Origin of the sequence: Thalassococcus profundi (assembly GCF_003344785.1) — a bacterium.
In the GTDB taxonomy this organism is placed as follows: domain Bacteria; phylum Pseudomonadota; class Alphaproteobacteria; order Rhodobacterales; family Rhodobacteraceae; genus Puniceibacterium; species Puniceibacterium profundi.
Window position 1 is genome coordinate 62,829 of record NZ_QPMK01000009.1, and the last position, 25,781, is coordinate 88,609.

The window sequence follows — 25,781 nt, forward strand, 5'->3', positions numbered from 1 at the left end:
CCGCCCCCGATTTTAGCGCAGAGTGTCATGGGTGATGGAGGTTGCCAAGGGCGGGGAGATACGGTGCGGCGATGCAGACCGCGTGTGGGTCTGCCGGAAATCTCACAGTTCGATGAGTGTGCCGCTTTTCGCGGAACAAAGGCGGCCCAAGGCCGCCGCCGCGCATCGCCGGGCCACCCCAGGGCCCGGCGATTTGGTCACAACCATGCAAAGCTGCCCGGGAAGATGTATTTGGCCGGCATAAAGCACTTTGGCGGCAACCTGCGATCGCCGGTCCGTGGCCCGCCGACGCGCGGCCTTACAGTTCTAGCCTCACAAAAAACGCCCCCGCAGAGACCTGCGAGGGCGCCAGGATAGAAGGATCAGACCTTACTTGATGGTGATCCGGCCGTCCGTATAGGGCGTGTAGGGCGCGTTCTCGGCGATGTATTCCGCGGTCACGTCGGCCAGGTCCGGGCCGAAGTCATAGGCGTTCTCGGCCTCGACGAACATGCTGTAACCGTCGCCACCGTTGCGCACATAGTTGTTGGACACCACGCCGTAGAGTTGCGCCGGGTCGACCGGTTCGCCGCCGATCATCACCAAAGACACGCGCGATCCGACCTCTGCCGCGGGATCGACGACAAAGCTCATGCCGGCGACCTGCGGGAAGCGGCCCGCGCCTTCGTCCATCTGGCTCACGCCGTTCTCCAGCGCCTCGACCAGCGTCGCGCCCGAGACCTGGAAGGTCGAGAGCGTGTTCTGGAACGGCAGCACGGTCAGCACCTCGCCCATGGTCACCTCGCCTTCGTCGATCGACGCACGGATGCCGCCACTGTTCTGGATCGCCACGTCGATGCCTTGGTCGCGCACGCGCGCCAGCATCGCATCGGCGATGAGGTTGCCCATGCCGCATTCCATCGCGCGGCAGACGTCGCGATCGCCCACCACGGCCATGCCGGCCTCGGCCACCACGCGGTTGCGGATCTCCTCGAGCGGGGCGGCGGCTTCGGCAATGCGCGCCTTGATCGTTTCGTTCTCGGCCACGGAGGCATCCATCAGGAGCGGCGCGCCGGTGGCTTCGGTCACGTTGCCCGCGTCGTCGAAGGTCACGTTCAGCTCGCCCAGGAACTTGCCGTAGGCATAGGCCTGAACGATCTGCACGCCGTTGACGACCGTGGGATAGGCGCCGGCCGCGCCCTCCATGTCGCCCAAGAGCGTGTTGGAATGGCCGCCGACGATCACGTCGACGCCGGTGGTGTTCTCGGCCACCCGCTGGTCGACGCCATAGCCCGAATGCGACAGCACGATGATCTTGTTCACGCCCTCTTCGGTCAGCTTGTCGACCTCGCCCTGCACCGCGTCCGAGGGGTCGGTAAAGACGATGTTGGGCCCGGGGCTGGCCAGTTCGTCGGTGTCCTGCGGGGTGAGCCCGATGAAGCCCAGCTTTTCGCCGTTCTGTTCGATCACCGTCGATTTCATCAGCACATCAGCCAACAGCGGTTCGCCCGAGACATCGGCATTGGACATCAGCACCGGAAACTCGACCGCGTCCATGAAACCACGCAGAACCTCGGGACCGTCGTCGAATTCGTGGTTGCCCACGGTCATCGCGGTGTAGCCCATGTTGTTCATCATCTCGGCGGCGAGCTTGCCCTTGTAATAGGTGTAGAACAGCGTGCCCTGGAACTGGTCGCCGCCATCCACCAGCACCCAGTTGTCGCTGCGCGCCTTGGCATCCTCGATGGCCGTCATCAGCCGGGCCGAGCCGCCGAAACACTCTCCTGCTTCGTTGTCCTCGACCGAGCAGCCGGAATCGTAGGCGCTGATCGGTTCGAACCGGGCGTGAAAGTCGTTGGTGTGCAGGATCGTCAGCGCATATTCGGCGCTGGCCGCACCGGTGGTCAGCGCCAGCGCCGCCGCGCCGGACAGAAGACGATGCAGTGTCATGGGATTTCCTTTGCTGGGCTTCTTGATGGGTAAACGCTAGACCCAAGGCATCGCCCCTGTCCAGACGCATGCGCGGGCCGCCGTCGCGCGCCCCGACGTCATGCGCCAGAGGCTGCCCGAATGTCCGGCGGTGCGGCATCTTTTGCCGCGCCGCCCGCCGGAGCCTCTGCCTCTTGCCAAATCCGGTCTGGCACGGCATGTCAACGCCATGCTGATCTACAAGATATTCCGCAGAGACGAACACGAGGCCTTCTCCCGCGCGGGAGAGACCAAGGGCGCCCCGGTCGACCTGGCCGACGGCTACATCCATTTCTCCACCGCCGAAACCGTCGCCGAGACCGCCGCCAAGCATTTCAACGGCGAGGACGGTCTCAAGCTGCTGGCAGTCGAAGCGGACGGGCTGGGCGATGCGCTGATCTGGGAGGTGTCGCGCGGCGGCGTCGACTTCCCGCACCTCTACCGCCCGTTGCGCCGCGAAGACGTGCTCTGGACCCGCGACCTGCCGCTGCGGGATGGACGGCACCGGTTCGAGGGATTGCTGCCATGACCGCCGCAGCCGCACGGATCGAACGCGCCGGGCTTGCCCTGCTGCGTCGCGTCGATCCGGAGACGGCGCACGGGCTGGCGCTGACGGCGCTGCGCGCGGGACTCACCCCGGCGCCGGGCCTGATCAGTTCCGACCGGCTGCGGACCCAGGTGGCGGGGCTGCACCTGCCCAACCCTGTGGGTCTGGCCGCGGGGTTCGACAAGAATGCAGAGGCGCTGCTGGGTCTGTCGCGTGCGGGGTTCGGCTTTCTCGAGGTTGGCGCCACCACGCCGCTTGCGCAACCCGGCAACCCGCGGCCGCGGCTCTTCCGGCTGACGCGCGACCGGGCGGCGATCAACCGCTTCGGCTTCAACAACGACGGGATGGAGGCGATGGCCGAGCGGCTGTCGACCCGCCCGCGCGACGCGGTGATCGGCCTCAACCTCGGCGCCAACAAGGACAGCGCCGACCGGGCGGCGGATTTCGCCCAGGTCATGGCCCATTGCGGGCGTCACCTGGATTTCGCCACGGTCAACGTGTCGTCGCCCAACACCGAGAAACTGCGCGACCTGCAGGGCAAGGACGCGCTCGCGGCCCTTCTGGGCGGGGTGATCGAGGCGCGGAACGGTCTGGCGAAACCGATCCCGGTGTTTCTCAAGATCGCGCCCGACCTCGATGCCGGCGCGCTCAAGGACATCTCGGAAGTCGCCATCGCGGCGGGTGTCGCGGGCATCATCGCCACCAACACCACGCTGGACCGCACCGGGCTGACCTCTTCGCTGGCCTCCGAAGCGGGCGGCCTGTCGGGGCAGCCGCTGTTCGAACGGTCGACCCATGTGCTGGCGCGTCTGTCGCTTCTGACGGACGGTCGCCTGCCCCTGATCGGCGTGGGCGGCGTCGGATCGGCGGAACAGGCCTATGCCAAGATCCGCGCGGGCGCTTCAGCGGTGCAGCTTTACACGGCGCTGGTCTATGGCGGGCTGTCGCTGCTGCCCGAGATCGCGCGGGGGCTGGACCGGCTTCTGGCGCGCGATGGTTTCGGCTCGGTGGCCGAAGCGGTGGGCACGGGGCGGAAGGACTGGCTGTGATCACCTATTGGCACAATCCGCGGTGTTCGAAATCGCGCGCCGGACTGGCGCTCTTGCAGGAGAGCGGCCCGGCCCTGTCCGTCCGCCGCTACCTGGACGATCCGCCAACCGTCGACGAGTTGCGCGCGGTCCTGCATCTGCTGGACGTCCCGGCGATGCAGATGGTGCGCCGGAAAGAGCCGGAATTCGCGGCAATGGGCCTGCGGAGCGACAGCGACACCGAGACCGTTCTGCGCGCCCTCGCGGCAGCGCCGCGACTGATCGAACGTCCCATCGCGATCCGTGGAAATCGCGCGGCGATCGGCCGCCCGCCCGAGGCGCTGCGTGCCCTGCTCGACTGAGGGCGACCCCTTCGCGCACCGCCCCGACGACCACGGGTCCGCTGCGCATCAGGCTTGTCATGCAGGGTTCGTCACGTTATAGACCCGGCGTCGACACGGCGTTTCTCGCCGCAGAACAAAAACACAGGCAGGGTCGGACAACCACCGGCCCTTTGTCGTTTTGCGGTGGCGTCAGGACCAATCCAAGACCGGCGGAGACAACCGCACGGCCAGCAAATAGACGTAAGATAGGAAAACACACACGCATGTGCGCTAAAGCATCCATGGAGGAATTCGAAGCCCTCCTGAACGAAAGCTTCGAAATGGACACGCCCGACGAAGGGTCTGTCGTCAAGGGCAAGGTCATCGCCATCGAGGCGGGCCAAGCCATCATCGACGTCGGTTACAAGATGGAAGGCCGCGTCGAACTCAAGGAATTTGCGAACCCCGGCGAACAGCCCGACATTTCCGTCGGCGACGAGGTCGAGGTGTTCCTCCGTCAGGTCGAGAACGCCCGTGGCGAAGCCGTCATTTCCCGTGAAATGGCCCGCCGCGAAGAAGCCTGGGACCGTCTGGAAAAAGCCTATGCCGACGATGCCCGCGTCGAAGGCGCGATCTTCGGCCGCGTCAAGGGCGGCTTTACCGTCGATCTCGGCGGTGCCGTGGCCTTCCTGCCCGGCTCCCAGGTCGATGTGCGGCCGGTGCGCGACGCCGGCCCGCTCATGGGTCTCAAGCAGCCGTTCCAGATCCTCAAGATGGACCGCCGCCGGGGCAACATCGTGGTGTCGCGCCGTGCGATCCTCGAAGAAAGCCGCGCCGAGCAGCGCGCCGAGGTCATCAGCAACCTCACCGAAGGCCAGGCCGTGGACGGCGTGGTCAAGAACATCACCGAATACGGCGCCTTCGTCGACCTCGGCGGTGTGGACGGCTTGCTGCACGTCACCGACATGGCCTGGCGCCGGGTGAACCACCCGTCCGAGATCCTGTCGATCGGCGAAACCGTCAAGGTGCAGGTCATCAAGATCAACAAGGAAACCCATCGTATCAGCCTCGGCATGAAGCAGTTGCAGGAAGATCCGTGGGACCTGGTCGCGGCCAAGTACCCGCTGGAATCCGTGCATGCGGGCCGCGTGACCAACATCACCGATTACGGCGCCTTCGTGGAGCTGGAACCGGGCGTCGAAGGTCTGGTCCACGTCTCCGAGATGTCCTGGACCAAGAAGAACGTGCACCCCGGCAAGATCGTGTCGACTTCCCAAGAGGTCGAAGTCATGGTGCTGGAAATCGACCAGGCCAAGCGCCGCGTGTCGCTGGGCCTCAAGCAGACCATGCGCAACCCGTGGGAAGTCTTCGCGGAAACCCATCCCGAGGGCACGCAGGTCGAGGGCGAGGTCAAGAACATCACCGAATTCGGTCTCTTCATCGGTCTCGATGGCGAAATCGACGGCATGGTGCACTTGTCGGACCTCAGCTGGGACGAGCGTGGCGAGGATGCCATCCAGAACTACCGCAAGGGCGACGTGGTGCAGGCGGTCGTGTCCGAAGTGGACACCGAGAAGGAGCGCATCTCGCTCTCGATCAAGGCGCTCGGCGGCGACAAGTTCGCCGAAGCCGTGGGCGGCGTGAAGCGCGGTTCGATCATCACCGTGACCGTCACCGCGATCGAGGACGGCGGCATCGAGGTGGAATACGAGGGCATGAAGTCCTTCATCCGCCGCTCCGACCTGAGCCGCGACCGCGCCGAACAGCGCCCCGAGCGGTTCTCTGTCGGTGACAAGGTCGATGTGCGCGTGACCAACGTGGACAGCAAGACCCGTCGCCTGGGCGTGTCGATCAAGGCGCGCGAGATCGCCGAAGAGAAAGAGGCCGTGGAACAGTTCGGCTCTTCCGACTCCGGTGCGTCGCTCGGCGACATCCTGGGTGCGGCGCTGAAGCGCGACGACGACTAAACGGCGTCCACGACGATCCGATCCAAAGCCCCGTGCCGCGTGCACGGGGCTTTTTCGTGCCCCGAACGGTGCCCGGCTGCACGGCGTCCCAAGCCCGAATCAATGCCCCGGGGACCGGCGACAGCGCGGAAGCGAAGCCCGGAATTCCCCGCGGGAACGGCCGCGAAAAGTCGCAAAATTCCGCCAATGGCCCCAAAGCCTCTGCAAATATTGGATTTTTCACGCCGGATCGTGTTTCCGTTTTGCCGAACTCGTCCTATAGTCGATGCATAACAATTTCAGACGCGGATCAGCGTCTTGGGGGGATTAGCGACCATGATCAGGTCTGAACTGATTCAGAAGATCGCCGACGAGAATCCGCATTTGTACCAGCGCGACGTCGAGCGTATCGTGAACACCATCTTCGAAGAGATCACCGATGCCATGGCCCGGGGCGACCGGGTCGAACTGCGCGGCTTCGGCGCGTTCTCCGTGAAAAAGCGCGATGCGCGCGTGGGCCGCAATCCGCGCACCGGGGAATCCGTCGAGGTCGAGGAAAAGCACGTGCCCTTTTTCAAGACGGGCAAGCTGCTGCGCGACCGCCTGAACGGAAAGTAATCCATGCGCTATATCCGCTATGCCTTCCTGGCCGCTCTGGCCGTTGTCCTGATCTGCGTGGCCCTGGCCAACCGCGGCCTTGTCACACTGCAGCTGCTGCCCGCCGACGTCTCGGCTCTGCTGGGGTTCCAGGAAACGATCAGCCTGCCGCTGTTTCTGGTGATTTTCGGCGGCATCGCCGCGGGCCTGCTGATCGGCTTCATCTGGGAATGGCTGCGCGAGCACAAGCACCGCGCCGAAGCCGCCCGCCGCCAGTCCGAGGTCAAGCAGCTGCAGCGCGAGTTGCGACGCGTGAAGGGCGAGCGCGACAAGGACAAGGACGAGGTTCTGGCGCTGCTCGATCAGGCGAGCTGAAGAGTCTTCGTTCGAAGGCGAAACCCTTTTCGTTTGGGGGCGCTGCCCCGTCCGCGCGCCGGCGCGCGGACTCCCCGGAGTATTTGACGCCCTTGGAAACAGGCGCGCGAGGCGAAACGACGATGTCGGACATCAGGGTCAAGATCTGCGGGCTGACACGGCCCGAGGACGTTACCGCCGTGGCGGATGCCGGCGCGGCCTATGCGGGATTCGTGTTCTTTCCGAGATCACCGCGCCATGTAGAGGTCGACCGGGCGCGGGCTCTGGCCGTCGCGGCGCCGCCGGGGCTGGCCAAGGTGGCGCTGGTGGTCGATGCGGATGATGCGCTGCTGGATGCGATCACCGCCCAAGTGCCCCTCGACATGCTGCAACTGCATGGCACCGAGAGCCCGGAACGGGTCGCCGCGCTCCGCGCGCGCTACGGCCTGCCGGTGATGAAGGCGGTAGGCGTCGCCGATGAAAGCGACCTGCCCGCGCTGTTGGACTATGGCCGCGTGGCCGATCAGTTGCTGGTCGATGCCAAGCCGCCCCAGGACGCGGCCCTGCCCGGCGGCAACGGGCTGTCCTTCGACTGGCGGCTGATCGCCGGGCGGCGCTGGCCGGTGCCCTGGATGCTGGCCGGGGGGCTGACGCCGGACAACGTCGCCGAGGCCATCGCCCTGACCGGCGCGCGGCAGGTCGACGTGTCGTCGGGCGTGGAGGCGGCGCCAGGGATCAAGGACGCGGGCAGGATTGCCGCTTTCGTCGCGGCGGCGACGGTGCGGCCGACGGTTCCGAAACTGGTCTGAACGACACTGCGCAATGCAGTCGCCCCGCCCTTCGGTTCGAAGGACGGGGCGTTTTCATCGCCGGGAAGATCAGGCCGCGCTCATCGCCTCGGCGGGCGGTTCCTTGGCGCCGGTCATGAAGGCCACCGCGTCGGACATGGTGTAATCGTCCGGGTTCACAACGCAGAGCCGGCGGCCCAGCCGGTGAACGTGGATACGGTCGGCCACTTCGAAGACATGCGGCATGTTGTGGCTGATGAGCACGATGGGAATCCCCCGCGAGCGCACGTCCTGGATGAGCTCGAGCACCTTGCGGCTTTCCTTGACGCCAAGGGCGGCGGTCGGCTCGTCGAGGATGATGACCTTGGACCCGAAGGCAGCGGCGCGGGCCACCGAAACGCCCTGGCGCTGGCCACCCGACAGCGTTTCCACCGCCTGGTTGATGTTCTGGATCGTCATCAGGCCGAGTTCGCTGAGCTTTTCGCGGGCGAACTCCTCCATCGCCTTCTTGTCCAGCATCTTGAGGTATTTGCCCATGAAGCCCGGCTTGCGGATCTCGCGGCCGACGAACATGTTGTCGACGATCGACAGCGCCGGGGACAGGGCGAGCGTCTGGTAGACCGTTTCGATCCCCGCGTTGCGCGCACCCAGCGGAGAGCTGAAGGTGATCGGCTTGCCTTCCAGTTCGATGCTGCCCTCGTCCACCTGAACGGCGCCCGACAGGGCCTTGATAAGAGAGGATTTTCCGGCGCCATTGTCCCCGATCACAGCGAGGATTTCACCGGGGTAGAGGTCGAAGTCGGCGTTGTCGAGGGCCGTCACGCGGCCATAGCGCTTGACCAGTCCGCGGGCCTTGAGGATGGGTGCCTGTGTCATTGCGATACCTTTCCGAAATCGAGCGGACCTGCCGCGATTGCAAGGGGTTGCGGGACGACGTTCATGCCGACACCTTCCGGATCCACTGGTCGATGGCGACGGCAAGGATGATCAGCCAGCCGATGGCGAAGACCTGCCACTGCACGTCGAGCCCGGCGAGGCGCAGGCCGCTCTCGAACACGCCGACGATCAGCGCGCCGAAGAGCGGACCCAGGATCGAGCCGCGCCCGCCGAAGAGTGAGATGCCTCCGATCACGACGGCGGTGATGCTTTGCAGGTTGGCTTCGGCGAAGGCGTTGGGAGAGATCGATCCGACCCGCCCGATCGAGGCCCAGGCGGCGATGCCGACCACCAGACCGGCCATCATGTAGACGGTCAGCAGCATCCGGTCCGTCTTGATCCCGGCCAGTTCGGCGGCTTCCTTGTCGTCGCCGATGGCATAGACGTGACGGCCCCAGGCGGTCTTGTTGAGCATGTACCACAGGACCGCGAAGACCAGAATCATCAGGATCACTCCAAAAGTGATCCGCGCCGAGCCCAGCGAAATGAACGAGCCGAATATCTTTAGAAACGGCGCCTCGGCATCGAGATCCTGGCTGCGGATCGACTGCGAGCCGGTCAGAAGGCGCAGGATCGACAAGAAGATGTACCAGGTGCCCAGCGTTACGATGAAAGGCGGCAGTTTCACGCGGGTCACGAAGAGCCCGTTCACCAGCCCACCGCCGATCGCGACCACGAAACCGAGGATCAGCGCGACGAAGCTGGGCATCCCGAGGTTGACGCCCGTGAGCCCCATGACCACCGCCGAAAAGATCATCAGCGCCCCCACCGACAGGTCGATGCCCGCGGTCAGGATGATCAGCGACTGCGCCGCCGCGAGGATGCCGATGATCGACACCTGCTGCATCACGAGGCTGAGGTTGAACATGGTCAGGAACTTGCCCTCGGTGACCATCGGCAGGCTGAAGATCAGGACGCTGGCCACCAGCACCATCACCGGCACCAGGGTCGGATTGAGGTGCAGAACGTGCTGGATCGTGTCCATTACGCCGCGGTGTTTGCGCTCGAAGGCGGCCACTTTCGTGTCGCTGGAACTCAGCGTGCTTTCGAAATCCTGTCCCGTCTTGCGGGACCCCTTCGGTGTGTCAGACATGATCTCTCCTCCTCCGGTCCAGCGTGGCCGAAACGAAATGTCGGGTCAAAGTTTTGTGAGAGGTGGGGTGGGAAGGAGCGCGACGCCCCTTCCCGAAAAGCGCGGGGTCAGCCCCAGCACTTCTCCAGAGCTTCGTCGGAGGTGATCGACGGGATGCCGTCGACCGGATTGTCGGTCACCAGCTCGACGCCGGTGTTGGTGAAATCCAGGCCTTCGGAATTCTCCGGCTTGGTGCCGTCTTCGGCGAACTTGGCAATGGCCTCGACGCCCAGCGACGCCATCAGCAGCGGGAACTGCATGGAGGTGGCGCCGATCACGCCTTCCTTGACGTTCTGCACGCCGGGGCAGCCGCCATCGACCGACACGATCAGCGCCTGGTCTTCCATGCCGAAGGAGCGCAGCGCCTCGTAAGCGCCGGCCGCCGCGGGTTCGTTGATGGTGTAGACCACGTTGATGGAGCTATCGACCTGCATCAGGTTCTCCATCGCGGTGCGGCCGCCCTCTTCGTTGCCGTTGGTCACGTCGTTGCCGACGATGCGGGGGTCGTCCTCGTCGCCGATGTCGGTCGGGTCCTTGATGTCGATGCCGAAGCCCTGAAGGAAACCGTTGTTGCGCAGGTAGTCCACGGAGACTTCGCTGGCGTTGAGGTCCAGCATCGCGATCTTGGCCTCCTCGGGATTCTCGAGGCTGGCGGCAGCCCATTCGCCGATCAGCTCACCGGCCTTGAAGTTGTCGGTGGCAAAGGTCGCATCGGCCACGTCGGCGGGTTCGAAGGGCGTGTCGAGCGCGATCACGAGCGCACCGGCTTCACGCGCCTGGGTGATGATCGGGGTCAGCGACGGGCCGTCCGACGGGGTGATGAGGATGCCCTTGGCTCCGGCGGCGATGCAGCTTTCGACAGCGGCGATCTGGGTTTCGACGTCGCCGTCGATCTTGCCCGCGTAGGAGTTCAGCTCGATGCCCAGTTCCTCGGCCTTGGCCTCGGCGCCCTCTTTCATCTTGACGAAGAACGGGTTGGTGTCCGTCTTGGTGATCAGGCAGGCACTGATCGAATGCGATGCGGCCTGCGCCCCGCCTGCCATGCCGACAAGGCCAGCCGCGGTCATGCCCAGCAGGGCAGCTTTGGTAAAGGTGTTTGTCACGTTGGTTTCCTCCCAGAAATGCGTGCAATCCGCGGGGGGTCCGGCCCCGCTGAGTCGGGGCATCCTCCCAGAATGCCCTCTGCAACCAAGAAACAGGGAATCACCTGCTTCTGTCAATATTAAATAAATCACTCTTATTTATTATTGACAGACTCTGCGTCTCTCTTCCATTCTGCGTCATCGAGGGAGGACGGGATGTGAACGAGAAAAACCCAGGCGTACAGGCAGACCAGGAAACCGTGACCAGCATTCGCGGATCGAATCAATCCGGCATGCGCGCCCATAACGAACGTCTTGTGCTGTCCATCCTACGCCGCCTCGGCCCGATGGCAAAGGCCGATATCGCCCGGATGACCGGCCTTTCGGCGCAGACCGTATCGGTGATCATGCGGGCGCTGGAAACCGACGGGCTGCTGGCCAAGGGCGAACCGGTGCGCGGCCGCGTCGGCCAGCCCTCGGTGCCGATGCACCTCGATCCCGCGGGCGCGTTTTTCTTCGGGCTCAAGATCGGGCGGCGCAGCCTCGACATGGTGCTGACGAACTTCCTTGGCGAGGTGCAGAGCCGCCTGCACCGCATCCACGCCTACCCCACCCCCGAAGCGACGCTGGAGTTCGCCCTAAGCGGCGTCGACGAGCTCACCGCGCAGTTGTCACCACGCGATCGGGACCGCATCTCGGGCCTCGGCATCGCCATCCCGTTCCAGCTCTGGGACTGGGCCAAGTCCATCGGCGTGCCCGAAGACGCCATGGCCTCCTGGCGGCATGTCGACATCCAGGCGGACCTCGCGGCGCGGCTGACCTTCCCGGTCTATCTGCAGAACGACGCCTCCGCCGCCTGCGGCGCGGAACTGGTGTTCGGCACTTCGCAGAAGCCGCAGGACTTCATCTATTTCTACATCGGCTATTTCATTGGCGGCGGCATCGTCCTGAACGGCAGCCTGTTTTCCGGCAAGTCGGGCAACGCGGGGGCGATCGGGTCGATGCCCATCGCCAGCGGCGGCGAGGTGCACCAGCTGATCGACATCGCCTCGCTGTCGGTGCTGGAACGCCGCCTGCGCACCGCGGGTCACAGCGCCGACTCGCTCTGGCCGTCGCCCGAGACATGGCAGGTCGATGACGGTATCCTCGACGACTGGATCGACCTGACCGCCGCCGGGATCGCCTCGGCCGTCCTGTCCGCCACAACGCTCATAGACTTCGAGGCGGCGCTGATCGACGGCTGGATTCCAGAGACGGTGCGCCGCGCCATCGTCGCACGCACCCGCCATCACCTCGGCCAGCACAACCTCGCCGGAATCTCGCCGCCACAGATCTCCGAAGGCACCGCCGGCCCGGATGCGCGCGCGCTGGGGGCGGCCAGCCTGCCGCTGTCGATGCGGTTCCTCGTGGATCAGAACGCGATCATGAAGCTGGCGTAATCGCCTGCCGTCAGACGATTTTCTTCGACACCATGGCCACGGCGCGGGCCACGGCCTCACCGATGTCCAGCTCGGAAGTATCGAGTTCTTCGGCATCCTCGGCCGGCCGCAACGGCGAATCCGCCCGCCCCATGTCACGCGCGTCGCGGTCGTGCACGTCGCGCAGCACCGCGTCGTACTCGGTCTCGATCCCGGCGCTCCTTAGTTCCTCGAACCGCCTTTTGGCGCGCACTTCGGCGCTGGCGATGACGAAAAGCTTGGCCTCGGCCTCGGGACAGATCACCGTACCGATGTCGCGCCCGTCCAGCACCGCGCCGCCGTCGCGCCGGGCAAAGGCGCGCTGGAAATCCAGCAGCGCCGCGCGCACCTCGGGGATCACCGCCACCTTGGAGGCCGCCTGCGCCACCTCGGGCGTGCGCAGATCGCCCGCCTCCAGATCCTGCGCCGTCAGCGCCAGCGCGGCGTCATGCGCGGGCGTGCCGTCCAGCGTGCGCCGACCCACCGCGCGGTAGAGCAGCCCGGTGTCCAGGTGCGCAAAGCCGAAATGCTCCGCCAGGGCCTTGGAAATCGTGCCCTTGCCCGCCGCCGCGGGCCCGTCGATTGCGATGGTGAATGCCATGCTGCCTCCTGTGACGCGCCGCCCCAGACTGCGGCGGGGGCGCGGATTGCGCAAGCGGCAATGCTCCACTTGCTCGGGCATCGCCTCAGCACCCCCGCGCAAGCCATTAAAATACCGCCATTAAAGACGTTCTATCTGCGCGCCGAGACGGGACATCAGCGGTTCGAAGATCGGGAAAGACGTGGCGATCGGCCCGCCATCGTCCACCGTTACCGGCCTGGTCGACGCCATGCCGAGGATCAGGAACGCCATGGCGATGCGGTGATCGAGATGGCTCTGCACCTCGGCGCCGCCCGTGACGCCGCCGTGCCCGCGGCCCTCCACGATCCACCAGTCGGGACCGTCCTCGACCGTCACGCCGTTGAGCCGCAGCCCGCTGGCCATGGCCTCGATCCGGTCGGATTCCTTGACCCGCAGTTCCTTGACCCCGCGCATCACCGTGCGCCCCGTGGCAAAGGCCGCGACCACAGACAGCACCGGGTATTCGTCGATCATCGACGCGGCGCGTTCGGGCGGCACCTCGATGCCCCTGAGGTCGGGCGAGAAGCGCGCGCGCAGGTCGGCCATCGGCTCGCCGCCCTCCTCGCGCAGATTCTCGAAGGTCAGATCCGCGCCCATCTCCTGCAGCGTGGTAAAGAGCCCCGCCCGCGTCGGGTTGAGCCCGATGGTCGGCACCAGCACGTCCGACCCTTCGGTGATCAGCGCTGCGCAGACCGGAAAGGCGGCGGAACTCGGGTCGCGGGGCACGGTGATCTCCTGCGGGCGCAGCTCGGGCTGGCCTTTCAGTGTGATGACCCGCCCGTCGGCGCTGTCCTCGACCGACAGCTCCGCACCGAAGCCCGCGAGCATGCGCTCGGAATGATCGCGCGTCGCCTCGCGCTCGATCACCACGGTTTCGCCGGGCGCGTTGAGGCCCGCCAGCAGCACCGCCGATTTCACCTGCGCCGAGGGCACGGGCGTCGTGTAGCGCACCGGCACCGGATCGGAAGCGCCGAGGATGGTCATCGGCAACCGCCCGCCCGACCGGCCATAGGCCTGCGTGCCGAAGAGCGCCAGCGGATCGGTCACCCGCGCCATCGGCCGCTTGTTGAGCGACGCGTCGCCGGTGAAGGTCGCGACGATGGGCGAGGTCGCCATCGCCCCCATGATCAGCCGCACGCCGGTGCCGGAATTGCCGCAGTCGATGACGGTCCCGGGCTCGGCAAAACCACCGACGCCGACGCCGTGCACCGACCAGCGCCCGGCCCCGTGATCCGTCACCTCGGCCCCGAAGGCCCGCATCGCCTTCGCGGTGTCCAGAACGTCCTGGCCTTCCAGCAAACCGGCGATCTTCGTCTCGCCCACGGCCATCGCCCCGAGGATCAGCGCCCGGTGCGAAATCGACTTGTCGCCCGGCACCTCCGCCGTGCCGGTGAGCGCGCCGCATTTGCGTGAAATCATCGGGATGGCGGGGCCGTGAGCTGACATGTGCGGTGATCCTCTGTTGCCCGCGCCTGATAGCAACGCCCCCGCCCCGCGTCCATCACCCGCTCACGCTCTTTGGCGAAAATCCCGGCGGCACCCGCCACTGCGATCCGCCCCGGCTTCATCTTGCCCCTAAACTCCCGCCGGAGGCTCCGGCACCTGCTGCCCGCGAAACGTCAGCCGGTGGGCTTGCAACCCGGCAATCTCAAGTCACCCCAGGCGCGCCACGCCCCAAACTTCATCTTGCCAACAAACCTCCCGCCGGAGGCTCCGGCGGCTAACGCCTGCGGAAGGTCAGATAATGAGGCACCCGGCCCTCGCGCAGCGCCTTCTGCTCGTAGCGGGTCGAGGTCCAGTCGCCCCAGGGCTGCCGCCAGTCGGCGGGCCGCTCCGCCAGCCAATCGAACCCGGCGCGCGGCACCTCGACGAGGGTCTGGCGCACGTAGTCGGGGATGTCGGTCGCGACGCGGAATTCGGCGCCCGGGACCAGCACGCGGTGCAGCGGCTCCAAGAATTCCGGCGTGACGAAGCGGCGGCGGTGATGCCGTTTTTTGGGCCAGGGATCGGGATAGAGCAGGAACGCCTTTTCGATACCCGCATCGGGCAGCACGTCGAAGAGGTTGCGCACGTCGCCGGGGTAGATCGCGAGGTTGCCGACCTTGGCCTGCCGAACCTTCCCCAAAAGCATCGCCACGCCGTTGATGAAGGGCTCGCAGCCAATGATCGCTGCCTGCGGGTTCTCGGCGGCCTGATGCACCAGGTGCTCGCCGCCGCCAAAGCCAATCTCGAGCCACACCGGCGCGCCACCGAAACGGGTGCCGAGGTCCAGCGGCGACCGTTCGGGGTTGTCTTCCCAGTCGACGGCCCCGGGCGACAGCGCATCCAGATCCTCGTCGAGGTAGGCTTCCTGGCTGGGGCGCAGGGTCTTGCCCTTGAAGCGGCCGTAGAAGTTGCGCCAGGGCGCGCCGGTGGGATGGGTGTCGGAGGGTCTCTTGTCGCTCATGCGGCGCGGTGTAGCCGTCCCGCGCCGCGCGCGCAACGCCTCTCAGGAGGCGACGTAGATCGACCCCAGCACCTCCAGCCCGTCCGCGCCCGTGCGCACCACCAGCACCTCGCCCGACTGGGTGCCCTGCCCGGCGAGCGCGCTGATGTTGACCTGGTGCGTCACCACGAACAGTCGGTCGTCACGGTCCCGCAGCAACGCCAGCGCCGCCTCGGTCCGCGATGCGCGCTGGTCGTAATCGCCGAAGAAGGAATTTAAGGCTGGCGCCGCCTCCACAGGGCCCAGCGCCAGCAGCTCCGCGGTTTCCGAACAGCGGCACCACTCAGAGGTCAGCACCGCGTCGAAAGCGATGCCTCGCTCGGCAAAGGCTGCGCCGACGGCCCGGGCCTGATCCCGGCCCTGGTCGCTGAGCGTGCGCTGGGTGCTGCAATCGTCGATGTCGAACCCCGCGGGATCGCCGGTGCCTGGGGCCAGCGCGTGGCGCATGATCGCGAAGGCGCCGGGCTGGTCGAGTGCGTCCCAGTCGTTGGCAGCGACGAGCCCCGGCCAGAGCAGGCCGAGGCAAAGGACAAGACGCGTCAGCATCAGAGTTGCACGTCGAGGAACTCGAGCAGCCCCTCCCAGCTTTCCTGGTCGGCGGTCAGATCGTAATCGTCCGAGCCATGCACCGTGAAGCTGTGGCGCGCACCGCCGAAGACCTCGGCGCCGTGTTCGACGCCCGCCGCCTGCAATTCGTCCAGAAGTGCTGCGAGGTCCGCCATGCCCGACACCGGATCGGCGCTGCCGTGGAACAGCATCACCGGGGCGCTGGCGGCCGAGTAGTCCTGCCCCTCAGGCGTGCCCAGCCCGCCGTGGAAGCTGACGAAGCCATTGAGTTCCGCCCCGGCGCGCGCCGCTTCGAGCACCGCCGCCCCACCAAAGCAATACCCCATCATCGCCACGTTGTCGGTGGCGCCGGTGATGTTCGCCGCCTCGGCGATAGAGCCCATGAGCCGCGCCCGGAACTCCTCGCGGTCGCCGTAGAGCGCGCCGGACAGGGCGCGGTTCTCTTCGACGCTCTGCGGGTCCTCGTCGGCGCCGTAGACGTCGATGGCAAAGGCGGTGTAGCCAAGCGCCGCCAGCATCTGCGCGCGGCGCTCCTCGTAGGCGGTCATGCCGTCCCAGTCGTGCACGATCAGCACCGTGCCCTTGGGTGTGATCGCGGTGTTGGTGGCGACGTAGCCTTCGTATTCTCGGTCCCCCACAGTGTAGCGGTGGTAATCGGCGGTGATTTCGGCTTGAGCCGCGGTGGCCGCGGTCAGTGCGACGATGGCTAGACTGGTACGGATCATCTGGTCTCCTCCCGTGATGTGGCTGGCGTCTTGCGGTGTGCCTGCCGGAAGGTAGCTCTTTGCCGCAAAAGAAAAGGCGGCTGCGCCGCCGAACGGCGCAAGCCCTGTTCCGGACGCGGGTATGGCCCCGCCATCGCCGGGTTCGGAACAACTTATTGTTGCGCCAGAAGGCATGACGTTGCAGGCTCGGTGAACGGCCCCGCGTCGCCCCAGATGGAAAAATGGCCCTGAACGCGCCGGAACGCCGTTTTGAAACATAGGCTTGGCTCTTGTGACTTCCCGTGTCGCGATCAAGTCATCCGCCGAAGCCCGGCCAGGACCGCCGGATACATCACGGCCTCGGCCCTTTTCGACCCGCCCGCATCCGTCACCTTGAATAAAGGAAAAACCATGTCGAAAGACGAGATTTCTCCGCGCAAGCCATCGCTCGCGCTGGCGCTGACGCCGGTCATTCTGACGCTGCTTCTGCTGGCGCTGCAACTTTTCTATTTCAACGATTTCACCCCGCAGATCCCGCTGGCCATCGGCCTTGCGATCACCGGGTTTGTCGGCGTCTACCTGGGCCATGACTGGCCCAGCCTCGAGGACGGGGTGTTTCACGTCATCACCGTCGCCCTGCCTTCGGTGTCGGTACTGATCGTCGTGGGCATGATCATCGGCGTCTGGATCGCCAGCGGCACGGTGCCGACGCTGATCTACTACGGGCTGATCCTGCTGTCGCCGCAGATCTTCCTGGCCGCCGCGATGATCATGTGCGCCGTCGTGTCGGTCTCCCTCGGGACCTCCTGGGGCACGGTCGGCACGGTGGGCCTTGCGCTCATGGGCATCGGCGCGGGCTTCGACGTGCCGGTCTACTGGACCGCCGGCGCGGTCGTTTCGGGGGCCTTCTTCGGCGACAAGATCTCGCCGCTGTCGGACACCACGAACCTCGCGCCCGCTGTCACAGGGCAGAACCTCTTTGCCCATATCCAGAACATGATGCCGACGACGGTTCCGGCGATGCTGATCGCGCTGGCAATCTATATCTGGGCCGGGTTCAGCATGGTCGAGGGCGGCGATGCCACCTTCGAGCGGATCGAAGCCATCACCACGGCGCTGCAGGACAATTTCCTGATCTCGCCCTGGCTACTGCTGCCCGCCGTGTTGGTCATCGCGCTGGCCGTGGCCAAGCAGCCGCCGATCCCGTCGCTCTTTGCCGGGGTGGTTCTGGGCGGGCTCACCGCGATCCTGTCGCAGGGTTCGGGGCTGCATGACGTGTTCCAGTACGCCAACAGCGGCTACTCCATCGACACGGGGGTGAGCGAGATCGACAGCCTGCTCAACCGCGGCGGCATCCAGTCGATGATGTGGACCATATCGCTCATTCTGATCGCGCTCGGCTTCGGCGGCGCGCTGGAACGGACCGGCTGCCTGCAGACGATTATCGCCGCGATCCTGCGCAAGGTGCACAGCTTTGCCGGAGTGCAGACGGCGGCCATCGGCACCTCCTTCGCCACCAACCTCGTCGCGGGCGATCCGTACCTGTCGATCGCGCTGCCGGGCCGGATGTATTCGCCGGTCTACCGCGGGATGGGCTATTCGACGCTCAATCTCAGCCGCGGCATCGAGGAAGGCGGCACGCTGATGTCGCCGATGATCCCGTGGAACGCGGGCGGCGCCTTCGTCATTTCGGCGCTGGGGCTGGGCATCGGCGCCGGGAACCTCGAGAACCTGCTCTACATCCCGATGTCCTTTGCCTGCTGGATGACTCCAATCATCGGAATCCTCTACGCCTGGACCGGGCTGTTCTCGCCCAAGGCGTCCGAGGCGGAGCGCGCCGACTGGCAGCAGCATGGGCGCGATATCACCGACATGTCGGATTACGGCTACGAGCGCCCGGATTTCGGAACCGATGCCAAGGCCGCTCCGGCCGAGTGACGTCAAGCATCGAATAACAGCTTGCGCGCCGTCCCATGCGGGCGGCGCGTTTTCTTTGCCCACCGCTGTGGACAGTTCCCGGGGCAAGTTGCAAAGGGAAAGGGAGGCCCGTGGCCCGGCCCTTGGCCTTTCGTGGTGCAAATTATGGCCGAGATCCCTGCGGGCATGAAATTGCGTCCAATTCAGTCTCCCGCAGCAATCTTCGAGAGACCTCCGCGCCAGAGGTCGGGCGTTGCGGACGGAGTGGGCCTTGCACAAGCCGCGCATCGACGGGCCGCGGTGCGGCGATCCAACGTGTGAGATGCAGAGCTTTATACCCGCAAATCCGAAAGAGATCAGATCGTTGCGCTTGCGGCAGACATATCGCCGTGCCGGGGGGCGGCCCGGCGATGCGCGGCGGCCTTCGGCCTTGATTCCGCGCGGGCAAGTTCCGCGGAGGTCTCGAAGCTGACATTGCGCTCCGAGCCCCTTGCGCTCATTTGCACCGCGAAATGCAAAGGGCGGCACCTGGCCGCCCCTTCCACTCCGAAAGACTGTGGCTCAGACTTCCTTCTTCAGCGCCTCGGCCAGGTCGGTGCGTTCCCAGCTGAAGCCGCCGTCCTCTTCGGGCGCGCGACCGAAATGGCCGTAGGCCGCGGTACGTTCGTAGATCGGCTTGTTGAGGTCGAGGTGCGTGCGGATGCCGCGCGGGGTGAGGTCGATGACCTTGGGAATGGCACGTTCGATGGCAGCGGCGTCCACCTCTCCGGTGCCGTGGGTGTCGGCATAGATCGACAGCGGCTTGGCCACGCCGATGGCATAGGAAAGCTGGATCGTGCAGCGCTCGGCCATGCCTGCCGCCACGACGTTCTTGGCGAGGTAGCGCGCCACATAGGCCGCCGAGCGGTCGACCTTGGTCGGGTCCTTGCCCGAGAAGGCGCCGCCGCCATGCGGTGCAGCGCCGCCATAGGTGTCGACAATGATCTTGCGGCCCGTCAGGCCCGCGTCGCCGTCGGGTCCGCCGATGACGAAGGTCCCCGTGGGGTTCACCCACCATTCAGTATCGCCGTCGATCCAGCCGTCGGGCAGTATCTCGCGGATGTAGGGCTCCACGATGGCGCGGATGTCGTCGCTGGTCTGGCGTTCGTCGGCATGCTGGGTCGACAGGACGATCTGGGACACGCCCACCGGCTTGCCGTTCTCGTACCGGACCGACAACTGAGACTTGGCATCCGGGCGCAGGAGCGGTTCGGTTCCGTCCTTGCGGACCTCGGCCAGGCGCTTGAGGATGGCATGCGAAAACAGGATCGGTGCCGGCATCAGCGCATCGGTTTCGTTGGTGGCATAGCCGAACATGATGCCCTGGTCGCCGGCGCCTTCGTCGCGATTTCCGCCGCCGGTCACGCCCTGTGCGATATGGGCGGATTGTTCGTGCAGCAGGTTGCTGATCTCACAGGTCTTCCAATGGAACTTGTCCTGCTCGTAGCCGATATCGCGGATACAGGCGCGGGCGATGTCGGGGATCTTGGCCATGTACTTTTCGAGCGTCGCCTGATCGGACAGACCGACCTCGCCGCCGATCACCACGCGGTTGGTGGTGGCAAACGTCTCGCAAGCGACGCGGGCCAGCGGATCCTCGGACAGGAAAGCGTCGAGAATGGCATCGGAAATCCGGTCGCAGACCTTATCCGGGTGGCCCTCGGAAACGGATTCCGAGGTGAAAATATAGTCTTTACGAGACATGATAACGCTCCATTGGGTTCGCCCGCCACGCCAGGAAGCCGTTGTGGCAGGGATTGAATAGCGGACTGCGTACGCTGCGTCGCAGCTTAGGTCAATCGGTATTCGGCGGGCGCCGCCGGCGCGTGATCACCGCCGCTGCGGCCAGCATAGCGATCAGCGCGAAGGCCGGCAGATCGCCGGTGCGCGCATAGATCGTCGGCGGCAGCGGCGGCGGCAGGGGGTGGTCGAGCTTTCCCGCGACCCCAAGCGGCAGCGAGGCCAGCACCCGTCCACCGCCGTCGATCACCGCCGAGACGCCGGTGTTTGCAGACCGCAGCATCGGCAGGCCCTGCTCGATCGCGCGGATGCGGGCCTGCACAAGGTGCTGGTACGGACCCGACCAGGTGCCAAACCAGGCGTCGTTGGTGATCTGCAGGAGCATATCCGGACGCTCGGGCGCGGTGCCCACATCCTGCGGAAACACCGCCTCGTAACAAATGAGCGGCAACGCCCGGCCAAGCGGTCCGAGGTCCAGCAGCGCGGGCCCCGGTCCGGCCGCATAGCCGCCCTCCGCGCGCGTGGCGAGGCCGAAGATGTTGAACCGTGCAAAGACACTGGCCATCGGCATGTATTCCCCGAAGGGCACCAGGTGATGCTTGTCGTAATACTGATAGACCTCGGTGCCCGGCTGCACCGCCACCAGGGAATTATAATAATTCCCCGCCTCTTCACGCTGCACGCCCACGACCACAGGCACCGGACCGGCGGCGTCGCGGATCACGGCCAGCGCCTCGCCGGCATTAGCGAGCAGCATCGGCAGCGCGGTTTCGGACCAGACGACCAGATCGGCGGGCGGCCCCGCCGCGGTGAGATCCACTTGCCGGTTGAAGAACACCGGGATCATGTCGCGGCGCCATTTCTCCTGCTGGGGGGCATTGGGCTGGATCAGCCGCACCACGGGACGGTCGGCAAGGTCCTGCGGAGCGGGCTTGATCAGTGCGCCGCCGCCGATCAGACCCGCCACGAGCGCCGCGGCACCGGCCCCGAACCCCAGATTGCGCCGCCGCAGCGCCTGCACAACAAGCACCGCGACACCGGCGGTGAGCAGGCTCAGGCCATGCGGGCCGACGACCGAGACCCACTGGATAGCGTTGGTAGGCGCCCACACATAGGGCAGCAGCGCCCAGGGAAACCCGGTGAGGACGTAGGTCCGCATCAGCTCGGCCCCGGCGAAGAACGGGATCAGCGCCCAAAGCCGCCCCGTCCGCGCCGTGGCCCAGAAGGCCAGCGCCCAGAACAACGCGAGTCCGCCCGCCAGACCGACGACGGCAAAGGGCGCCATCCAGCCGGTGGCGGCGGCGTCGATCTGGAAGGGCTCGTAGATCCAGCTGAGCGCCAGTGCGAAGTAGCCAAGGCCGAAGCCCCAGCCGATACCGGCACCGCTGTGCGCCGGCATGTGCCGGTCGAGCAGCCAGACACCCGCCACCAGCCCGCAGAGCGCCACGGGCCAGAGGTCGAAGGGCGCCTGACCCAAAGCGAAGAGGGCCCCTGCCCCGATGGCCAGGGGCAGCCGGGCATACGGCCCGATGACAGTGTCACGCACGGCCGGAGCCGGTATGCTCTGCTGCCGTGGCGGGGTCCGTGCGTGTGGCGGGCTGCTTGGCAGAGGCGGCGGCTGCCGCGGTGCCGGGGCTGCCGGGCATGCGCACGCGCACCCGCTTGATCCGCCGCGGATCGGCGTCGACCACTTCGAATTCCACGCCGGAGGGATGCGGCACCATCTCGCCGCGAGCGGGCACGTGACCGGCCAGCATGAAGATCAGACCGCCCAGCGTGTCGATCTCTTCACCGTCGATCTCGTCGTCGTCGGTCAGCTCGAGCCCAATCTCGGCCTCGAAATCCTCGAGCGGGGTCTTGGCCTGCGCCAGGTAGCAGCCGGATTTCTCGCGGGTCCAGAAGGTGCCTTCGTCGGTGTCGTGCTCGTCCTCGATCTCGCCGATGACCTGTTCGATCAGGTCCTCGATCGTGACGAGCCCGTCGACGCCGCCGTATTCGTCGATCACCAGAGCCATGTGGCGGCGTTCGGTCTGCATCTTGGTGAGCAGCACGCCGATCGGCATCGAGGGCGGCACGAAGAGCAGCGGGCGCAGCATCTTCTTGAGGCTGAACCGGGCGCCCGAGCCGTTGAACCCGTGCATCAGCGCGAAATCCTTGAGATGCGCCATGCCGACGGGCGTGTCGAGCGTGCCGGAATAAACCGGCAGCCGGGTGAGACCGCTTTCGCGGAAGATCTTCACCAGATCCTCCTTTGAGATGGTGTCGGGCACCGAGATGATGTCGGCGCGCGGGATCGACACGTCCTCGACCCGCATGCGGCGCAGATTGATCATCCCGTGGGTCAGGCGCGGCGCCTGGGCCGAAGATTGCCCGTTGCTGGCTTCTTCGGGGGTATCGGAGCCGCCAAAGGCCGCGGCGATGCGGCGGAAAAATCCGCTCTGTTCGGGGTGGTCTTCGTGTTCTTCCGTCTTCTGCGCGCTGTGCGCCGCGTTAGACGAGCCGTCGGTATCGCCCATTGTTCCTATCTCTCAGAGGGCCTGCGGCCCGGTCATTTCAATATATGGGTCAGGCAGACCCAGTTTGCCAAGTATGGCAACCTCGTTGCGTTCCATCAACGTGGCATCGACATCACTGATATGGTCATATCCCAGCAGATGTAACACCCCGTGGACGATCAAATGCGTCACGTGCTCTTCTGGGCGCTTTCCCGCCACCGATGCCTCGCGCAGGCAGGTGTTCAGGGCGATGGCGATGTCACCCAGGGTTTCGGGTTCCTCCTCGGTCCCTGGCGGGACCTCCTCGGGCGCGCCGCCCGGCCGGTCGGAGCCCAGGTCGAAGGCGGGCCAGCTCAGAACGTTGGTGGGCTGCGGCTTGCCGCGGAAATCGGCGTTGAGTGCCGCGATGCGGTCGTCGTCGCAGGCGAGTACCGCGATTTCATAGCGAGCAGGGTCGAGACCCAGGTGCCGCAGCGTCGAAGTGGCGGCGGTTTCGGCCAGGGATGCGATGTCGAGCGCCTGCCAGCCCGCATCCTCGACAATGGTTTCGGTCAGCATCGCATGTTCTCGGGGGCGCTGCCCCCGAACCCCCGGAGTTTATCGGCAAGATGAAGCACGGGATCCGGCCTAGACGCCGCCGTCTTTTTCATAGGCCTCGATGATCGCAGCGACCAGCGGGTGGCGCACCACGTCGCGGGCGGTGAAGTAGTTGAAGCTGATCTTGGGGATCTGGCCCAGCAGCCGTTCCGCATCCGAGAGGCCCGAGGGCACACCGCGCGGCAGGTCGATCTGGGTCCGGTCGCCGGTGATGACCATGCGCGACCCTTCGCCCAGGCGCGTGAGGAACATCTTCATTTGCATCGATGTAGCGTTCTGCGCCTCGTCCAGCACCACGAAGGCATTGCTGAGCGTGCGGCCGCGCATGAAGGCCAGCGGTGCGATCTCGACGGTCTTTTCCTCGATCATCTTGGCCAGCTGCTTGCCGGGCAGGAAATCGTTCAGCGCGTCGTAGAGCGGCTGCATGTAGGGGTCGACCTTGTCCTTCATGTCGCCGGGCAGGTAGCCCAGTTTCTCGCCCGCCTCGACCGCCGGGCGGCTGAGGATGATCTTGTCGACCTGGCCGGTGATGAACATGTTCACCCCCACCGCCACGGCAAGATAGGTCTTGCCGGTCCCCGCCGGGCCGATGCCGAAGGCGAGCTCGTTCTGGTAAAGCGACCGGACATAGGCCTTCTGCGCGTCGGTGCGCGGTTCCACCAGCTTCTTGCGGGTCTTGATCTCGACCTTGCCGCCCTGGAACATCTCGAGCTGCGCATCGGGGCCAGGCGTGTCGCTGTTCATGCGGAATTCGCGGTCGATGTCGCCCTGATCGACCGGCCGCCCCTGTTCGAGCCGCGCATAGAGCGCCTGCAGCACCTCGGTCGCCTCGGCCCGCGCGGCGGCATCGCCGTAGACCGCCAGCAGGTTGCCGCGGCGCAGGATCTGTACTCCCAGGCGGGTCTCGATTTCGGTGAGGTTGCGGTCAAATTCACCGCAGAGTTCGATCAGCAAGCGGTTGTCGGGAAATTCGATGAGAGCTTCGGCGGCGGGCGGGCTCTGGGTGCCTGTTATCACGCATGTCTCCGATCTGGCGAGTCGTCTTGATGCTGCCTTTTGCAGCCCTCCAAGGCAAGCGGTTCCCGGCGTCAGGCCCCGCGCCACAAGCAAATGGCCGCGCAGCGGGCAGCTGCGCGGCCATTGCCGAAGTCCATACGTCCGAAGATCAGAGCGGATCGCCGATGATGCTGGTCGAACCCTGCTTGAAATCGCCGGTGGCGACGGTCGGCGGGGCGGTGCCCGAGCAGACCGGCTTGCCGTACTTGTCGAGACGCGCGGAGAGGTAGCCCTCGACCCCGTCGTCGATGATCCAGTGATCGCAGCCTACCGGGTCGACCCAGATGCCGGCGCGCATGCCGCTTAGGTCGTCGCGGTCGAAGAAGTTGCGGTCTTGGCTCTTGTCCGGGCCGATCGGGATGTCCGGCGAACAGGCCGCCACACCGGCAATCAGGGGCAGGACCAGAAGCGTTCTTGCAAATGTCATGTTCCGGGTCCCCTCAGCGGATGCAGATGATTTCGACGCGGCGGTTCTTGGCCATGCCGGTCGCGGTTGCGTTGGAGGCCGCGGGCATGCGTTCGCCGAAGCCGCGGATGTCGACGATGTTGGCGCCGATGGACCGGCCCACGGCCGCGACCGCGTTGGCGCGGTTGTAGCTCAGGCGCATGTTGTATTCGTCGCTCGCGCGGCTGTCGGTGTGGCCCGCGATCACGTAGGCGGTGGCCGAGGCGGAGCGGAAGAATTCCGCCAGCTTGGCGCGGCCAGCGTGGGAGATGTGGAACTTGTCGGTGGCGAAGAACTGGTCGGTGTTCATCACGCCGCAGACATTCGAGCGCCGGCAGACCGGGATGCCCTTGCGGGTGACATGCGGCGTCATGTAGCCCTCCACGCCGTCGTCCATCACCCAGTGCTCGCAGCCATCGGGATCGACCCAGATGCCGGGAATGTACCGCTCACCGCGGATGGTGCGGGTGTTCTGCGTGGAAATGAACGGCACAGATGCGCCCGCCTCGTCCGCCTGCGCGGCGCTGGTGGCAGCCAGTCCCGCTCCGGTGGCCAACACCGCGGCGACTGCCACGGCGCTGATGGCTTTGGTAAAGAAATTCGCCACAGCCTTTGTCCCTTTTATTGTTTCTTCCCCCAGCCCGGCAGCATGGATTCGTGCCGCAAGCAGGCAAACTCACTATAAACAACACCTTAGCAAACAAAACCGATGTGTGAAGCGAAAACCTTTGGGAATGGCGGTTATTTGGACCGGCATGCGGCACCTGGCGCAGACGCAAGGATGGCCACGAAACAAGGGCCGGCCGCGGACCGAAACCGGACGGTACAGAGGCGGTGCGTACCCCCGGCCGGACAGACGGTGAAAGAATGCCTGACGACGACGCCTTTGCAGCCATTCACAGGGTCCGAAGACGACGCCTTGTGACTGTTCCAGTAAAGACGACAATGTCCGGTCTTTGGGGTGACTGTTCCCAAAC

General features: G+C 65.9%; 25 protein-coding genes and 1 riboswitch. Of the genes, 9 read left to right on the forward strand and 16 right to left on the reverse strand.

Translation table 11 applies throughout. The features are described 5' to 3' along the window. Window positions 1-369 precede the first annotated feature (369 nt). Complete coding sequence (locus DU478_RS12835; RefSeq protein ID WP_114511367.1) at window positions 370-1,929, reverse strand: bifunctional metallophosphatase/5'-nucleotidase; 1,560 nt, start codon at window positions 1,927-1,929, stop codon at window positions 370-372. A 208-nt stretch (window positions 1,930-2,137) separates the two neighbouring features. Here DU478_RS12835 and DU478_RS12840 point away from each other — a divergent pair, with 208 nt between their 5' ends. The 7 genes from DU478_RS12840 (at window position 2,138) to DU478_RS12870 (ending at window position 7,551) form a co-directional block, all read left to right on the forward strand. Next, window positions 2,138-2,476 (forward strand): DUF952 domain-containing protein, encoded by a 339-nt coding sequence (locus DU478_RS12840; protein ID WP_114511459.1) that lies wholly within the window; start codon window positions 2,138-2,140, stop codon window positions 2,474-2,476. Next, a complete protein-coding gene (locus DU478_RS12845) occupies window positions 2,473-3,543 on the forward strand; it encodes a quinone-dependent dihydroorotate dehydrogenase (protein ID WP_114511368.1) in 1,071 nt (356 codons plus the stop codon). The genes DU478_RS12840 and DU478_RS12845 overlap by 4 nt, the downstream gene beginning before the upstream one ends. Next, the gene (gene arsC, locus DU478_RS12850) at window positions 3,540-3,884 is read left to right on the forward strand and encodes an arsenate reductase (glutaredoxin) (RefSeq protein ID WP_325048100.1); all 345 of its coding nucleotides are present in this window, start codon (window positions 3,540-3,542) and stop codon (window positions 3,882-3,884) included. The genes DU478_RS12845 and arsC overlap by 4 nt, the downstream gene beginning before the upstream one ends. Window positions 3,885-4,129: 245 nt before the next feature. Beyond that, window positions 4,130-5,812: a 30S ribosomal protein S1 gene (gene rpsA, locus DU478_RS12855; protein WP_114511369.1), complete on the forward strand. Its 1,683-nt coding sequence runs from the start codon at window positions 4,130-4,132 to the stop codon at window positions 5,810-5,812. 315 nt (window positions 5,813-6,127) lie between these two features. After that, the gene (gene ihfB, locus DU478_RS12860) at window positions 6,128-6,409 is read left to right on the forward strand and encodes an integration host factor subunit beta (protein ID WP_114511370.1); all 282 of its coding nucleotides are present in this window, start codon (window positions 6,128-6,130) and stop codon (window positions 6,407-6,409) included. 3 nt (window positions 6,410-6,412) lie between these two features. Then, window positions 6,413-6,763 (forward strand): lipopolysaccharide assembly protein LapA domain-containing protein, encoded by a 351-nt coding sequence (locus DU478_RS12865; protein ID WP_114511371.1) that lies wholly within the window; start codon window positions 6,413-6,415, stop codon window positions 6,761-6,763. Between the two features lie 122 nt (window positions 6,764-6,885). Beyond that, window positions 6,886-7,551: a phosphoribosylanthranilate isomerase gene (locus DU478_RS12870; RefSeq protein ID WP_114511372.1), complete on the forward strand. Its 666-nt coding sequence runs from the start codon at window positions 6,886-6,888 to the stop codon at window positions 7,549-7,551. 69 nt (window positions 7,552-7,620) lie between these two features. On the opposite strand, the gene DU478_RS12875 is transcribed toward DU478_RS12870, so the two are convergent. The 3 genes from DU478_RS12875 to DU478_RS12885 form a co-directional block, all read right to left on the reverse strand. Next, entirely contained in the window at window positions 7,621-8,406 is a 786-nt protein-coding gene (locus tag DU478_RS12875; RefSeq protein ID WP_114511373.1) for an ATP-binding cassette domain-containing protein, read from the reverse strand. Window positions 8,407-8,467: 61 nt separating this feature from the next. Then, window positions 8,468-9,559 (reverse strand): ABC transporter permease, encoded by a 1,092-nt coding sequence (locus tag DU478_RS12880; protein ID WP_114511374.1) that lies wholly within the window; start codon window positions 9,557-9,559, stop codon window positions 8,468-8,470. Window positions 9,560-9,666: 107 nt separating this feature from the next. Next, on the reverse strand, window positions 9,667-10,641 hold the full coding sequence (locus DU478_RS12885) for a sugar ABC transporter substrate-binding protein (protein WP_407703166.1): 975 nt from the start codon (window positions 10,639-10,641) through the stop codon (window positions 9,667-9,669). Window positions 10,642-10,880: 239 nt separating this feature from the next. On the opposite strand from DU478_RS12885, the gene DU478_RS12890 reads away from it, so the two are divergent. Next, window positions 10,881-12,119: an ROK family transcriptional regulator gene (locus tag DU478_RS12890; RefSeq protein WP_407703167.1), complete on the forward strand. Its 1,239-nt coding sequence runs from the start codon at window positions 10,881-10,883 to the stop codon at window positions 12,117-12,119. Window positions 12,120-12,129: 10 nt separating this feature from the next. Here the strand turns inward: DU478_RS12890 and DU478_RS12895 are convergent, their stop codons facing one another. The 5 genes from DU478_RS12895 to DU478_RS12915 all read right to left on the reverse strand — a co-directional run bounded on the left by DU478_RS12895 (window position 12,130) and on the right by DU478_RS12915 (window position 16,536). Continuing rightward, window positions 12,130-12,738, reverse strand: a complete 609-nt coding sequence (locus DU478_RS12895; RefSeq protein WP_114511375.1) for a (d)CMP kinase — start codon at window positions 12,736-12,738, stop codon at window positions 12,130-12,132. 120 nt (window positions 12,739-12,858) lie between these two features. Continuing rightward, the gene (gene aroA / locus DU478_RS12900) at window positions 12,859-14,205 is read right to left on the reverse strand and encodes a 3-phosphoshikimate 1-carboxyvinyltransferase (RefSeq protein WP_114511376.1); all 1,347 of its coding nucleotides are present in this window, start codon (window positions 14,203-14,205) and stop codon (window positions 12,859-12,861) included. Between the two features lie 274 nt (window positions 14,206-14,479). Further along, window positions 14,480-15,205 (reverse strand): tRNA (guanine(46)-N(7))-methyltransferase TrmB, encoded by a 726-nt coding sequence (gene trmB, locus DU478_RS12905; protein WP_114511377.1) that lies wholly within the window; start codon window positions 15,203-15,205, stop codon window positions 14,480-14,482. Window positions 15,206-15,247: 42 nt separating this feature from the next. Then, a complete protein-coding gene (locus tag DU478_RS12910; RefSeq protein WP_114511378.1) occupies window positions 15,248-15,790 on the reverse strand; it encodes a histidine phosphatase family protein in 543 nt (180 codons plus the stop codon). Then, window positions 15,790-16,536, reverse strand: coding sequence for a dienelactone hydrolase family protein (locus tag DU478_RS12915; RefSeq protein ID WP_114511379.1), 747 nt, complete (start codon window positions 16,534-16,536; stop codon window positions 15,790-15,792). The genes DU478_RS12910 and DU478_RS12915 overlap by 1 nt, the downstream gene beginning before the upstream one ends. Window positions 16,537-16,926: 390 nt before the next feature. On the opposite strand from DU478_RS12915, the gene nhaC reads away from it, so the two are divergent. Continuing rightward, on the forward strand, window positions 16,927-18,453 hold the full coding sequence (gene nhaC, locus DU478_RS12920; protein ID WP_114511380.1) for a Na+/H+ antiporter NhaC: 1,527 nt from the start codon (window positions 16,927-16,929) through the stop codon (window positions 18,451-18,453). A 540-nt stretch (window positions 18,454-18,993) separates the two neighbouring features. Here the strand turns inward: nhaC and metK are convergent. The 7 genes from metK to DU478_RS12955 form a co-directional block, all read right to left on the reverse strand. Continuing rightward, window positions 18,994-20,175: a methionine adenosyltransferase gene (metK, locus tag DU478_RS12925; RefSeq protein ID WP_114511381.1), complete on the reverse strand. Its 1,182-nt coding sequence runs from the start codon at window positions 20,173-20,175 to the stop codon at window positions 18,994-18,996. 5 nt (window positions 20,176-20,180) lie between these two features. Then, window positions 20,181-20,228, reverse strand: a riboswitch (SAM-SAH riboswitch). A 38-nt stretch (window positions 20,229-20,266) separates the two neighbouring features. Next, window positions 20,267-21,757: an apolipoprotein N-acyltransferase gene (gene lnt, locus DU478_RS12930; protein ID WP_233501228.1), complete on the reverse strand. Its 1,491-nt coding sequence runs from the start codon at window positions 21,755-21,757 to the stop codon at window positions 20,267-20,269. Further along, the gene (locus DU478_RS12935) at window positions 21,750-22,727 is read right to left on the reverse strand and encodes a hemolysin family protein (RefSeq protein WP_114511383.1); all 978 of its coding nucleotides are present in this window, start codon (window positions 22,725-22,727) and stop codon (window positions 21,750-21,752) included. The genes lnt and DU478_RS12935 overlap by 8 nt, the downstream gene beginning before the upstream one ends. Window positions 22,728-22,739: 12 nt before the next feature. Continuing rightward, window positions 22,740-23,264, reverse strand: coding sequence for an rRNA maturation RNase YbeY (gene ybeY, locus DU478_RS12940; RefSeq protein ID WP_114511384.1), 525 nt, complete (start codon window positions 23,262-23,264; stop codon window positions 22,740-22,742). Between the two features lie 69 nt (window positions 23,265-23,333). Further along, window positions 23,334-24,320, reverse strand: a complete 987-nt coding sequence (locus DU478_RS12945) for a PhoH family protein (RefSeq protein WP_114511385.1) — start codon at window positions 24,318-24,320, stop codon at window positions 23,334-23,336. A 148-nt stretch (window positions 24,321-24,468) separates the two neighbouring features. After that, entirely contained in the window at window positions 24,469-24,786 is a 318-nt protein-coding gene (locus DU478_RS12950) for a hypothetical protein (protein ID WP_114511386.1), read from the reverse strand. 13 nt (window positions 24,787-24,799) lie between these two features. Continuing rightward, window positions 24,800-25,411, reverse strand: coding sequence for an OmpA family protein (locus DU478_RS12955; RefSeq protein ID WP_233501229.1), 612 nt, complete (start codon window positions 25,409-25,411; stop codon window positions 24,800-24,802). Window positions 25,412-25,781: the final 370 nt, after the last annotated feature.